Genomic DNA, 12,983 nt, shown 5'->3' with positions numbered 1-12,983 from the left:
GAGGTGACGCGTGTGGCGCGCGAGGTGGGTACCGAAGGCAAGCTCGGCGGCCAGGCCGACGTGCCGGGCGTTGCCGGCACCTGGAAGGACCTGACCGACAGCGTGAACTCCATGGCGGGCAACCTGACGGCGCAGGTGCGCGGCATCGCGCGCGTCGTGACCGCGGTTGCCGGCGGCGACCTCAAGCACAAGCTGACCGTCGAGGCGATGGGCGAGATCGCGGCCCTGGCCGACACCATCAACAGCATGACGGAGACGCTTGCCACCTTCGCCGATCAGGTGACGACGGTGGCGCGCGAGGTCGGCGTCGAAGGCAAGCTCGGGGGCCAGGCTAAGGTGCCGGGTGCAGCCGGCACGTGGAAGGCGTTGACCGAGAACGTGAACCAGCTCGCGGCGAACCTGACGACGCAGGTGCGCGCCATCGCCGAGGTGGCCACCGCCGTGACCAAGGGTGATCTGACGCGCGAGATCAACGTCGGCGCTGAAGGCGAGGTGGCGGTTCTCAAGGACACCATCAACGAGATGATCCGTAATCTGCGCGATACCACGCAGAAGAATACGGCGCAGAACTGGCTCAAGACGAACCTCGCCAAGTTCTCCCGCATGCTGCAGGGAGAGAAGGACCTCGTCGCCGTCGGGCAGATGATCCTGTCGGAGCTCGCGCCCGTCGTCGGCGCGCATCAGGGGGAGGTTTATGTATGGGACCATGCGTCGGATGATCCGCGCCTCAAGCTGCTCGCCAGCTATGCGTCGGACGGTCAGGCCGCGCATGGCAAGATCGTTGGTGTTGGCGCTGGCCTCGTGGGCCAGTGCGCGCAGGACAAGCGGCGTATCGTGCTCGAACGTGTACCAGCGGAGCCGATCCGCATCGCCACGGGGCTTGCCGAGGCGTTGCCGGCCAACATCCTGGTGCTGCCGATCGTCTTCGAAGGGATGGTGAAGGGCGTGCTGGAGCTCGCCTCTCTCGACCGCTTCGATCCTGTCCATCACGACTTCCTGGATCAGCTCACGGAATCGATCGGCATCGTCATCAATACGATCGAAGCCAACATGCGTACCGAGGATTTGCTCGAGCAGTCCCAGTCGCTCGCGAAGGAGCTGCAGAGCCGCCAGCTCGAGCTGCAGCGCACGAACGAGGAGCTGCAGGAGAAAGCCCGCCTGCTCGCCTATCAGAACCACGAGGTAGAGCGGAAGAACTCGGAGGTCGAGCAGGCCCGCCAGGCGCTCGAGGAGAAGGCGGATCAGCTCGCGCGCACGTCGAAGTACAAGTCCGAGTTCCTGGCCAACATGTCCCACGAGCTGAGAACGCCGCTGAACAGCCTGCTCATCTTGTCTGATCAGCTCTGCCAGAACCGGGACGGCAACCTCACGGAGCGCCAGGTCGAGTTCTCGAAGACGATCCACGCCTCCGGCAAGGATTTGCTGACGCTGATCAACGACATCCTGGATCTTGCAAAAATTGAATCCGGCACGGTTGCGGTCGATATCGGCGAGCTGCGCTTCGACGATCTCTGCCACTACGTACAACGCACCTTCGGTCCCGTGGCCGAGCAGAAGGCCTTGTCGTTCGATGTTCATATCGATCCGCGCCTGCCGACGTCCATGGTGACGGATTCGAAGCGTCTTCAGCAGATCCTTAAGAACCTTCTCTCCAACGCATTCAAGTTCACCCATCGCGGCCGGGTGTCGTTGAGCATAGAGCCCGTTAGCGATGGATGGCCCGACAACGAACGGCTAAACCGCGCGGCAAGCGTCGTTGCGTTTTCGGTTTCCGACACGGGGATCGGAATCCTGCCGGAGAAGCAAGGCATCATCTTTGAAGCCTTCCAGCAGGCCGATGGCTCGACGAGCCGCAAGTATGGCGGCACGGGTCTTGGCCTCGCCATCAGCCGCGAGCTGTCTCATGTGCTTTCCGGCGAGATCAAGCTGGCATCGACGGTGGGCAAGGGGTCGAGCTTCGTTCTGTATCTTCCCCTCGACTATGGTCCCGCGCGCACCTCTGGCCGTCGCGCGTCCGAGCGGATATCGGCCGGGGGGCCGGCGGGGGCGCTGGCATTGGAAGCCGCAGGCAGCGGCTTCGGCCAGGCCGATGTGCGCACCGCCGTGGATGCCGCGGAGGATATCGACATCGCAGATGATCGCGAGGAGATCGAGCCCGAAGATACGGTCATACTCATCGTTGAGAACGATGCGGCCTTCGCGGGCGTCCTCCTCGATGCCGTGCGCGAGATGGGCTGCAAGGGCATTGTCGCTTCGAACGGGCTGGCCGCGCTATCGCTCGCCCGGGAGAGGCGCCCGCATGCCATGACGCTCGACATGGTGATGCCCGGCATCGATGGCTGGCGCATCATCGACAGCCTTAAGTCTGATATTGCAACCCGGCATATTCCGATCTGGGTCGTCACGGCCGAGGATGCGCGGGAGCGCGCCTTCGAAGTCGGTGCGCAAGGCTTCATCACCAAGCCGCTGCTGTCCAGGTCCGATCTCGAAAGTGGCTTGGCCGCGCTCCTCGCTGGCTTGCGGCGTAAAGAGCGCAGCCTTCTCGTAGCAGCGCCTGAGGGCACCCGTGATCTCGGCATCGTGCGCGCCCTTGCGTCCGGCGGTATTCGCATCGTGGAGACAAACGATGGAGCATCCGTTCCCCGCATCCTCTCCGACACACTGGTCGATTGCATGGTGATCGACAGCCGGCTCGACGTACCGCTCTCCGCCTGCGCGGACGCGTTGAGCGATCCGGTGCGCACGAGCGGCGCGTCGCCGCTACCGGTGATCATATGGTCCGAACGCGGGGCTGGCGTGAATGGCGTTTCCCGCCCGCTCGAGCCAGCGGCCGGCGTGCTCGCAATGCGGAGCGTGCAGTCCCCCGAGCGCTTGGTTGACCTTGTCTCTCAGGTTCTCAATTGGCCAATCGAGCAGCTTCCGCAGCCGCATGCAGTTATGCTCAATCGCGTGTATGATACGGCTTCGGCGCTGGCTGGAAAGAAGGTGCTGGTCGTCGACGACGACGTGCGCAATATATTCGCTCTGGCGACGTTGCTGGAGGATCATGGGATGCATGTGATTTCCGCTGCCAGCGGCCGCGAGGCGCTGAGAATTCTCAACAGCCAGCCCGAAGTCGATATTGTTCTTATGGACATCATGATGCCGGACATGGATGGCGTGGCCACCATTCGGGCGGCGCGGGAGATTCCTGCATGCCGTGAGGTGCCGTTCATCGCGGTCACCGCCAAGGCCTTGAAGGGAGATCGTGAGCGCTGCATTGAGGCCGGAGCCTGGGATTATCTCGCCAAGCCCGTCGATGTTGACGCGCTGCTGTCCGTCATGCGCTCATGGCTCTATCGATGATGGTCGGACGTTGATCGGGATCCTTGCCCATGAGCCAGCTAGTGCCTGCTGATATCCTGATCGTTGACGATCTCGAGGAGAAGCACGTCGCCTATCGCGCGAGCCTCGAGGAGCTCAATCAGAACGTCGTCACCGTGACCTCGGGCGCGGAGGCTCTGCGTCTGCTGCTCGAGCGGGATTTCGCCGTTATTCTGCTCGACGTGAACATGCCGGACATGTGCGGCCATGAGACGGCTGCGCTGATCCGGAAACGCAAGAAATCGCGGCATACGCCGATCATCTTCATCACCGCGTTCGCCGACGATGTGCAAGCGGCCGAAGGCTACGCGCTGGGCGCGGTGGATTACATCCTGTCGCCGGTCGTGCCGGAGGTGCTGCGCGCCAAGGTGAAGGTGTTCGTCGACCTCTATCAAATGCGCAGCGAGCTCGCATGCTCGCACGCCCTGCTCGAGAAGCGCGTCGAGGAGCGCACCGCCGAGCTCGAGCGCACTGCCGAGATCCTGAAGGTCGAGGTCGCGGAGCGCAAGCGCGCCGAGGAGCGCCTGTCTCTCCTCGTTAACGAGCTGACGCACCGCGTGAAGAACCTGCTGGCGGTTCTGCAATCCATCGCGGTTCGCACCTTGAGCGACAGCCGCGACGTTGCGGATGCGCGCCATATCCTGGTCGGCCGTCTGCACGCTCTTGCGCGCGCCCACGAGCTTCTGACCGAGGCCTGCTGGAAAGGTGCCGATCTATCGCACATCGTCAATGCCGAGGTCGCGGGTTTCTCCGATCGCGTGAGAATATCCGGGCCCGAGCTTTTGCTCACCGCCTCCGCCGTGCAGACGTTCGCGCTCATCGTCCACGAGCTTGCGACCAACGCGGCCAAGTATGGCGCGCTGCTCAATGCCGAGGGCAGCATCGCGATCAAATGGAGCATCGTCGACGCGCACGACGAGCCGTATCTCGAATTCCGCTGGAAGGAGCGAGGCGGGCCCCCGGTCGTGCCGACGAGCCGTAAGGGATTTGGGTTGACCTTGATCGGCACCATGGCGAGCACCCTGACGTCCGAGCCCGCCATAGAGTTCGCTCGCGACGGACTCGAATGCCTGCTCCGCGTGCCCCTCGGTGTCATTACCGCCGCTGATACGGAAGATTTCGATCTTCCGCGCAGCGCTGCGGCGCTGGCGGGCTGAGATCTATCGACAGCAGCTACGTGAAAAGCTCAGCGCTTCAAGCTGTGGCTCAAGGGGCCGGCGGCTGCGGCTGGCTGTCCGCAGGGTCGAGGCTCGCCGCCTGCTCGACGGCGCGGCGCGATAGCGAGGTTTGCACGTCGAGGTGCTGATCGTCGCGCTGCGTGATAGCCAAGTGGCGCAATCCGATCGCCACCGATGTTTCGCCGAGGCCGAGAAAGCCTCCGACCCCCACCATGACAGCCACGACCTTGCCGTCTCCATCTATGACGACATCCTCGACGCGTCCGATGGTTTCACCGAGCACGTTCGTCATCGTCGTACCGATGAGCTGGCTCGCATGCCAGTTGCCGGGCGTCCCTTCCGTTTGTAGAGGGGCGACATCAGGCACCGGCTGCTCGCGGGAGTTCGGAGGAGAGGCATGAGGCGGGGCGTGAGGAGCTTTCATCTGGCCCAACGCCGCAGAGAAAGGCAGGCTCAAGACGAGCCCTGCACCAGCCGCGGTGGCGAGTGTCAGGATTGCGTTGCTGTTCATGGCGGCTTCCTCCCACGGCCGGCGTGGGATCTGAGCGAAGGATCAAGTCCTCACCGCCGGCTACCCTGTTGCATAAGAACAAAACAGGTTTCGCGCCTGATGGTTCCCCATGGGAAAGGGCGTCCCCACATGCGCGGCCGGCGAGGGCTGCTTCAGGCGCAGGACGACTATCGTTTCGTTTGGTTGATACTTTACGGAGCAGCGGCGGGTGCCTCTCCAAGGCCGAACGCGGCGTCTTGATCGGCGGCGGATGGCGCCGGCGAAGCGGCGATACTCAGGGCCGGCGCCGGTGCGCCCGGCCGTCCATAGAGCGCCATCGCACCGGCAACATCTCCCGTTTGCAGCGTCCGCGCCTTCTCGACATAGCGAAAGCCCATGAGCGGACCTTCCGGGCCTGGATGGTCAAGGCCGATCGCATGCCCGATCTCGTGCATCATCGTGAAGCGCAGATCATAGATGTCGAGATCCCCGTCGAAGCCGATCTTCCAGCGTCGCTTCGGATTGAGGCAGATGAGGGATTGGCGGATGGCGCCGGGTCCGGCGGAGACTGTTTGATCCGTTGCGCTCTGCTCCTCAAGGGCCACGTTTGTAAACGCGCGACCCCGTGCCTTGGCGTCCGCGCCGATGAGAATGCCGGCGTTGGCGTTCGGCGCCGTCTCACGAAACACGATATTGGCGGCCTCTTCCCAGACTGCGAAGGCAGCACGCACCTCCCGGCGGAAATCCTCGTCTGCAATGCTCGAAGGCCCGAGCGCGGCCGCGGGCGGAAGCATCGCGTCGCAATTGCGGGCATCTGGAAATGCTGCGGGCTCGGTCAGGAAGGCATAGGTGATGGTTGCCGGCAAGCCGTTCTCCGGCAGCTTCCAACGCACATTGCGTCCTCCAAGCTCAAGGAGTCGGAACTCGGCGTCGGCGCGGCCGGCATCGCTTTTTCCGTCCTCGGCGTGGCCGAAGGCGGGCATCATGGCCAACGCCATCAAAACGGACAGAAGAAGTCCCCTCAAGAGTCCCCCAATGCGTGATCGACGCACACCCACCTAGAAGGCTAACCAGTCTCCCGCAAAGATCTAGCGCGCGCTACACCAATGGATCCATCAAGCGTGGCTGCACTAGATCCTGGATGAAGATGATCCGAGCGCCGCGCAGCGGTGCGGCGCTCGAGTGAAGCTACAACCCTTCTATGGCGCGGAATTATGGCGGTCAACGCCCATACCAAGCCCGCTTTGTCACGGGTTTGGATTTATACGTGAGGATCTCGTAGCTTACCCAGGCTTGCCACACGCCTCGCCCATGGGGCGACAGGACGCCACAGGCCCGCACTCAGAGAAGCCCCGGAAGGAAACTCAGGCCAGTGGCTGGAGCGCGTCCCCGGGCTTCAGACGGCGCGAAAGATTGTCGAGCCAGGCAACGACGGAACGCGGGCCCGTAAAGTCCGAAATCTCAGCGCCATAATATTCGCCTGCGACACGGAGAGCGAAGCCGTGCATGCCTTCTGCCTGGGCGAAGGCGGTCTCGTCACCGATATCGTCGCCGATCATCACGGGAGTGCGGCCGCGAAATGCGGGCAGCGCAGCCAGCGCGGCGAGCGCGGTGCCTTTCGAAAGACCGGCCGGGATGATTTCGAACAGCCTTTTGCCAGGCAGCAGTTCGAACGCGCCCGCATGCTTTGCGAGCGAAACCTCGATCGCGGCGTGAATGTCGCGCTCGGCGCTAGGGGCCAGCCGGTAATGGATGGCAAGCCCTGCGCCCTTGGGCTCTGCAATAACGCCTGGAATGTCGTGCGCGAGCTTGCGCATGGACTTGATCACATCGCTCGGAAGCTGCGCGGTGATGCGCTCGATCTCGCAGTCGGGCGCCCGGCGCATCTCGGCGCCATGCACGCCAGACGCCGTGAGCTTGAGCGGCGAGAGCAGCAGATCGATCTCCGAGATGAGGCGGCCGGTGATGATGGCCACCGCGCCATCGAACGCCAGAAAGAGGCGCTGGAGAATGCCGATCAGGCCCTCCGGCACGCGCACGCTCTTGGGCGTTGCGGCCAGATCGAGCAGCGTCCCGTCGACATCGAGGAAAAGAGCACACGCGCGGGGGTTTGCAAGTATGGATGACGTGCAGGCGCCAAGGCGCGGACTGAATTGATGGGTCGTCTCGGCAGTCATCGAGTTTTCCTGCACCTCGCTTTACGTTTGAGCGCCGTAGAAGCAGCCCCCGGAGCCGCTTTCGCGCGTGACATCAAAGGCAAGCATAGCGGCCTGAAAGCATCATGGCCACCCGCGATGGCCTCGATATGGCTGTCCGCTCGCATTTACAGCGTCCATTCCATCACATTTGGTGTCTGTTTTTTACTCGCAAGGCGGGCTTCGAGATCCGCGTGGCGCAACAGACCGGTTTGCGTATCCACGTGGCCAAGCACGGACGCTGCATTGATTGCCGCGGCCTTGAGAGCCTGGTCGGGCGAGCTTCCATCTGCCACGAACGCGGCGAACGTGGCGACGAATGCATCGCCCGCTCCCGCCGTCCCTGCGACATGGGCTTCCTCGGCAGCGCAGTAAAACAGCCGTCCGTCTGTCGCCGCAAAGGCCCCCTCCCGACCATCGGTGAGCACGACGTGTTCGACCCCCCGGGCCATGAGTGCCTGGCAGAACGCGGATACGCTCATGCGCCGGCTTTCGTGCCTGAGTCCGCGCAAAGCGAGCGAGGGCGGGGGTTGATGCTCTGAAAAGTCGAGCGCTGGATCTCCGGCGGCAAGGCTGGGGTCGAGAAGCGAGACGACTTCATCCGCCTCGCGCCGGTTGAGAGAGAGGATGTGCAGCGATGGGAGCGAAGCCAGGAAGGCGTCGCCATGGCCGTGCAACTGTCGAATGCCCGGATTAGCGGAGACGCGCGCGCCTGCCGACATGGCCTTCTCGATGATCACGGGAAAGCAGTGCGCCGCCTGGTTGGAGAGATTGGCGATATGGACGAGATCGACGTCGAAGGCGCCGTTCGGCAGATCGTCGGCGGTGAGCAGCGTGTTGGCGCCACGAAATGTGAACACGGCCGCGTTGCGGTCATGAGAAGAGACGAGAACCGATGAGCCCGTGGGTGCCCGCGCATCGCGGATAGCCCACCGCGGCGAGATGCCCTCGGCCTCGAGGCAGGCGATTAGCTGCTTGGCGCGCCGATCCTGACCGAGCTTGATCAGCGCGCTGCAATCGAGGCCGAGACGCGCGAACGCGACGGCGCAGTTGACGGCGCCGCCTCCGCAATGCGTCGAGATCTCGAGGGCTTCCGTTTTGCGTCCTTCTTCGAGCAGCAGGTATGAGGCGTCTGCGTTGAGCAGCGTCATGCGCTCAATGGCCGAATTGGCGATGATCGCTATGGTGTCGATCATCGCTCCGCCGACAGTAAGGACCTTGAGCGGGTCTCTCGCCTCGGGGGAGGGGGCTCGGCCGTGCTGTGGCGCAGGATTGCGGCTCATTTGGCAATGCTCAGGCGTTTCCCTGTGCCATTGCGCCCATGCGAGCCGTGCTTGTGTCTGGCCGCCGGCAGCGGACCGCGCGCAAGTCTCGCCATGGAGGCGCGGATGGCCGGCGTCAGCGGTGGCGCCTCTCGCGAGCGCTCGTTGGCGGCGGCCTCGAGCGTGGCCAGGAAGGAAGCCGACCACGTGGCGCTATCGTAAGCGCGGATGACGGCCATCATGCGCTGATAGCGATCGATCCGCTCCGGTTGCTCCATGAGGAGAGCGGTACGGATCGCCTCGGCCATTTCCTCGATGTCGTAGGGGTTGACGATGAGCGCATCGACGAGTTGCTCGGCCGCGCCCGCAAAACGCGACAGGATCGGCACGCCCGGATCGGCGGGATCCTGCGCCGCCACATACTCCTTGGCGACGAGATTCATGCCATCGCGTAGCGGCGTGAAGAGGCCGATGCGCGACGCGCGGTAGATGTCGCGCAGCTTGTCGCGCGGTGCCGAGCGGTAGATGTAGTGGATTGGCACCCAGTCGAGCTCTCCGAACATGCCGTTGATCTTGCCCGAGAGCGCCTCGAGGGTTTGGCGGATATCGGTATACGCTTCGACGCTCTCGCGCGTGGGCGGCGCGATCTGCGTCAACACCACGTTGCGCCGGTATTCGGGATACTTCTCCAGGAACTTCCCGAAAGCGCGGAATTTCTGCGGCAGCCCTTTGCTGTAATCGAGACGGTCGACACCGATGATACGCTGCGCTCCGTCCGTGGACTGCACGAGCGAGGCCGCCGGGCTGGCGCTGGCGAAGCTTTCGGCATTGATTCCGACGGGGAAGCTCTCGATGGCGAGGCGCTGGTCGAACGCCGAGATGCGGCCGTCCTGCAGGATGCGTCCCGAAACGCTGTCCTCGAGAAACTGGATCAGGTTGGCAACATCGCCATGTGTCTGCAATCCGATGAGGTCGTAAGCTGCGAGCGCGCGGGCGAGTTCCCGGTGCTCCGGTATGGCAAGGAAAGCCTGTGACGGTGGCACGGGAATGTGCAGGTAGAAGCCAATCGGATTGCTGATCCCGGCGCGCCTCAGCTCGGCGCCGAGCGGGATCAAATGATAGTCATGGATCCAAACGATGTCGTCCGGCCTGATGAGCGTCTTGAGAGCGCGCGCGAAGCGTTTGTTCACGCCCTTGTAGCGAGTATAGAAGCCGGCCTCGAAGCGGGCAAGGTCGAGCCTGTTGTGAAACACCGGCCAGAGCACGGAATTGGAGTAGCCGAGATAATAATCGCGGTGCTCGTCCGGCGAGAGGGGCAGCGTGGCGAGCATGTTCCCGCCTGCAACCTTGCTGCCTGTGATGCCGGGCGTGTCGATCTTCTCGGCGTCGTCCGCAATTTTTCCGTTCCACCCGAACCAGAGTCCCGGCCGGGTGCGCAGGAGATCGGCGACCGCAACCGCGACACCTCCCGCCTGCGCGGCCTTGCGTAACTCCATGACCCGATTAGATACAACGACGACCCGTCTCAAGTGAGCGATCTCCCTATGCGCGGCCCGCGCCACTCGTGCAGGACGGGACGCGGGCGAATGATGGGGTTCGGAGATCAAACGTTTGAGATCACTCCAGGTTCCGGCGGAGGCGAGTGCGGCCAAGCTTCCGACCAGTTGCGCGAAAGATGCATGCACGAGTTCACGATTCCCGCCATCGAGTAGGTTTGCGGCAGGTTTCCCCACAGCTGCCCCGTCGTTGGATGGATGTCCTCGGACAATATGCCGAACGCATTGCGCCGGCTGAGAAGATCGTCGAGCAACTCTCGCGCCTCTCCGATCCGGCCCGCGGCCCAGAGCGCATCGATGTACCAGAATTGACAGGCGAGGAACGACGTTTCCGGCGCGCCGAAATCGTCGTTCGTATAGCGCAGCATGAAGCCGTTGCGCCCGAGCTCGCGCCCGATCACGTCAAGGGTTTTGATGAAACGCGGGTCCGTGCCGGAGATGAGCCCCAGCTCCGCCAGCAGCAGCACGCTCGCGTCGAGCTCGTCGCCGTCGAGCGCACCGGCGAAAGCGCCGATCCGGGAGCTCCAGGCCCGCGAGAGGATCTCGCGCCGCACCGCGTCCGCATTCTGGCGCCATTGCTCGGCGTCGTTCGTCAGGCCGAGAAGGTTCGCAATTCTCGCCAGCCGGTCGAGCGAGACCCAGCACATGGTCGCCGAATGCGTGTGCACGCGCTGGCGCCCGCGATATTCCCAGATGCCGGCGTCCGGCTCGCGGAAGACGCGCAGCGCGTGATAGCCAAGCAGCTCGAGACGCCGGTAAAGGGCTTCGTCACCCATGCGCGGCAGGCGCTGATCGATGAACATCTGCGACACACCGAGAATGATGCTGCCGCAGGAATCGTGCTGGAGCTGATCCGCCGCCGCATTCCCGATGCGCACCGGGCCCATGCCCATGAAGCCTGGCAGATGCTCGGCTACACTTTCGTCGAGCGGCTGGTCGTGCACGATGCCATACACCGGCCTCAGCGCGCCCTTGGACTGGATCGCAAGCGTCGTGATGTAGTCGAGATACGACTCCATCGTCTGCGTCGCGCCAAGCCGGTTGAGCGCCATGATGACGAAGTAAGCGTCTCGGAGCCAGCAGTAGCGGTAATCCCAGGTGCGCTGCGTATGCGGCGCCTCCGGCAAAGAGGTCGTATGCGCCGCGACGATGGCGCCCGTCTCGTCGAAGGTGCAGAGCTGCAGCGTGATGGCAGCCCGGATCACGTCCGTCTGCCGGTCGAGCGGCACGGCGAGCCCGCGAACCCATTCCATCCAGTAATCGCGGGTCCGCTCGAGAGCCTCGCGCGATACGGTGTCGGCGGCCGCTTCCAGGGATTCGTCTGGCCCAAAAAGCAGCGTCACCGGCCGCGATAGAGCAAATGTCGTTTCGTGCAGAATGTAGGAAAGCGGCGCGTCCGTGGTCAGGCGCACCGTCAGATCGCCGCCGCTGTAGCGGACGTGGTTCGACCCGACGACCTGAGCCGCGCGCGGCTGCCCGTAATTGAACGTGGGCCGCACGCGGATGCGGATGCGCGGCAGCCCGATAGGCTCGATACGGCGGATGATCTGAGCCGGATGCAGCATGCGCTCGAAGCGTGGGTAGCGGGGTGCGAAATCGATGATGCGCACGCCGTTGCCGTGCTCGTCCTCGATGACCGTTTCGAGGATGGCAGTGTTGCGCATGTACGCGGACGACGTGCGCACGGCGCCTTCGACCACGACGTCGCAGAAGCCCTTTTCCTCATCGCCCGCGAGAAGGCGCGAGAAGATCGGGTCGCCATCGAAGCGCGGGAAGCACCACCAGACGATGCGGGCCGAGCGGTCGAGCAATGCTGCAACGCGTCCGTTGCCGATCACGGCAAAGTCGAGCGGTTGAGCAGGGCGCTGTTCGGCAGTCATGGTCACCTGCTCTGTCAGAGTAAGGGGAAGGGTCAATCCGAGAAGGCTCCAGTGAGCTTGATATGGTTCATCGGGTCAATCGCCTGGCTCGCCGGGACGATCTCGTGAACAGCGGCGCCTGCCACTGGCTGCATCCGCCGCCTCGAGATTCGCTTGTTTGCGGCCGCGCCGGCCAGTGAGCGCTCGGGGTTATTTTGACCAGGATCACATGGAAGACAATCAGGATTATGGCGCCGTTTTCCGGGCCGGCTCCCGGCGGCAGAGAAAATTCCCCCAGTGGAAACCATGCGCCAGGGGCGAACGGATGGGCGAGGGCGGACGGGTTCCCGAGGAACCAACGCCCCGTTTCGACGTTTGAGGCAGAGGCAGGTTGAGAGCCAGCCACTCGCACTGAAGCATTTATGCGGAACATGCGGAGACAAGCATGAGTGTGCCGTGACGCGGCGCCGGCTGCAAAGCCATCAAGCCATTCTCAAATAGTCACAATGGAGATCATCAGATGAAGACAAAATTGATGTCTGCTGTTGCGCTGTCCGCGCTCCTGGCTTTCGGCGGATCGTCCGCGTTCGCGCAGGAGACGTCTCCCTCGCCGTCGCCGACGACGCCAGCCCCAACCGAGCAGCGGATGCCTGAGGCAACGCCGTCACCGGCTCCGACGCCGTCGGTAACGGATCCGGCCCCCTCGGCCCGCTCGAGCGGAACCTTCGCATCGAACCAGGCCGCGGACGAGTGGCGTTCGAGCAAGCTCGTGGGCATGGCCGTCTACAACAAAGCCAACGACAAGATCGGAAGCATCAACGATCTCGTCATGGGGCCTGACGGCAAGATCAGTCATGCCGTGATCGGCGTCGGCGGCTTCCTCGGTATGGGCGAAAAGCTGGTCGGCATTTCATTCACCGACCTGCAGCTCAACCGCGATACGGACGGCAAGACGCACGTGATCGTGGACAGCACGAAGGAGGCGCTCGAGAACGCGCCGGATTACAAATATCACGACATGAAGTCGTCGACCCGCACCGATTAAGGCGCTTCGGGAAGCTGACGGCTCAGAAACTGCAG

At 63.6% G+C, this 12,983-nt stretch carries 9 protein-coding genes; 3 read left to right on the top strand and 6 right to left on the bottom strand.

What is annotated here, in order from left to right:
* The coding region (locus V7P99_RS00855) for a response regulator (RefSeq protein ID WP_333792922.1) at positions 1-3,345 on the top strand (3,345 nt) is incomplete at its 5' end.
* 29 nt (positions 3,346-3,374) lie between these two features.
* The gene (locus tag V7P99_RS00850; RefSeq protein ID WP_333792921.1) at positions 3,375-4,520 is read left to right on the top strand and encodes an HWE histidine kinase domain-containing protein; all 1,146 of its coding nucleotides are present in this window, start codon (positions 3,375-3,377) and stop codon (positions 4,518-4,520) included.
* 49 nt (positions 4,521-4,569) lie between these two features.
* On the opposite strand, the gene V7P99_RS00845 is transcribed toward V7P99_RS00850, so the two are convergent.
* The 6 genes from V7P99_RS00845 to V7P99_RS00820 form a co-directional block, all read right to left on the bottom strand.
* On the bottom strand, positions 4,570-5,052 hold the full coding sequence (locus V7P99_RS00845) for a PRC-barrel domain-containing protein (protein ID WP_333792920.1): 483 nt from the start codon (positions 5,050-5,052) through the stop codon (positions 4,570-4,572).
* A 191-nt stretch (positions 5,053-5,243) separates the two neighbouring features.
* Positions 5,244-6,017, bottom strand: a complete 774-nt coding sequence (locus tag V7P99_RS00840) for a matrixin family metalloprotease (protein ID WP_333792919.1) — start codon at positions 6,015-6,017, stop codon at positions 5,244-5,246.
* Between the two features lie 378 nt (positions 6,018-6,395).
* On the bottom strand, positions 6,396-7,208 hold the full coding sequence (gene otsB, locus V7P99_RS00835; protein ID WP_333792918.1) for a trehalose-phosphatase: 813 nt from the start codon (positions 7,206-7,208) through the stop codon (positions 6,396-6,398).
* Positions 7,209-7,354: 146 nt separating this feature from the next.
* Positions 7,355-8,422 carry a carbohydrate kinase family protein gene (locus tag V7P99_RS00830; protein ID WP_333792917.1) on the bottom strand — a complete coding sequence of 356 codons (1,068 nt, stop codon included), beginning with the start codon at positions 8,420-8,422 and terminating at the stop codon, positions 7,355-7,357.
* 83 nt (positions 8,423-8,505) lie between these two features.
* Positions 8,506-9,984, bottom strand: a complete 1,479-nt coding sequence (locus V7P99_RS00825) for an alpha,alpha-trehalose-phosphate synthase (UDP-forming) (protein WP_333792916.1) — start codon at positions 9,982-9,984, stop codon at positions 8,506-8,508.
* A 107-nt stretch (positions 9,985-10,091) separates the two neighbouring features.
* Complete coding sequence (locus tag V7P99_RS00820; RefSeq protein ID WP_333792915.1) at positions 10,092-11,924, bottom strand: glycoside hydrolase family 15 protein; 1,833 nt, start codon at positions 11,922-11,924, stop codon at positions 10,092-10,094.
* 499 nt (positions 11,925-12,423) lie between these two features.
* On the opposite strand from V7P99_RS00820, the gene V7P99_RS00815 reads away from it, so the two are divergent.
* A complete protein-coding gene (locus tag V7P99_RS00815) occupies positions 12,424-12,948 on the top strand; it encodes a PRC-barrel domain-containing protein (RefSeq protein WP_333792914.1) in 525 nt (174 codons plus the stop codon).
* Positions 12,949-12,983 lie beyond the last annotated feature (35 nt).

It is taken from the genome of Hyphomicrobium sp. (genome assembly GCF_036780825.1).
Taxonomy (GTDB): Bacteria; Pseudomonadota; Alphaproteobacteria; order Rhizobiales; family Hyphomicrobiaceae; genus Hyphomicrobium_C.
This window is presented reverse-complemented; position numbering and strand designations above follow the sequence as displayed.

What these genes read in the sequence shown, in the direction of transcription:
- V7P99_RS00845 (WP_333792920.1), bottom strand. Translation starts at nt 5,052, where the DNA reads ATGAACAGCAACGCAATCCTGACACTCGCCACCGCGGCTGGTGCAGGG.
- otsB (WP_333792918.1), bottom strand. Translation starts at nt 7,208, where the DNA reads ATGACTGCCGAGACGACCCATCAATTCAGTCCGCGCCTTGGCGCCTGC.
- V7P99_RS00850 (WP_333792921.1), top strand. Translation starts at nt 3,375, where the DNA reads ATGAGCCAGCTAGTGCCTGCTGATATCCTGATCGTTGACGATCTCGAG.
- V7P99_RS00815 (WP_333792914.1), top strand. Translation starts at nt 12,424, where the DNA reads ATGAAGACAAAATTGATGTCTGCTGTTGCGCTGTCCGCGCTCCTGGCT.
- V7P99_RS00830 (WP_333792917.1), bottom strand. Translation starts at nt 8,422, where the DNA reads ATGATCGACACCATAGCGATCATCGCCAATTCGGCCATTGAGCGCATG.
- V7P99_RS00820 (WP_333792915.1), bottom strand. Translation starts at nt 11,924, where the DNA reads ATGACTGCCGAACAGCGCCCTGCTCAACCGCTCGACTTTGCCGTGATC.
- V7P99_RS00825 (WP_333792916.1), bottom strand. Translation starts at nt 9,984, where the DNA reads ATGGAGTTACGCAAGGCCGCGCAGGCGGGAGGTGTCGCGGTTGCGGTC.
- V7P99_RS00840 (WP_333792919.1), bottom strand. Translation starts at nt 6,017, where the DNA reads ATGATGCCCGCCTTCGGCCACGCCGAGGACGGAAAAAGCGATGCCGGC.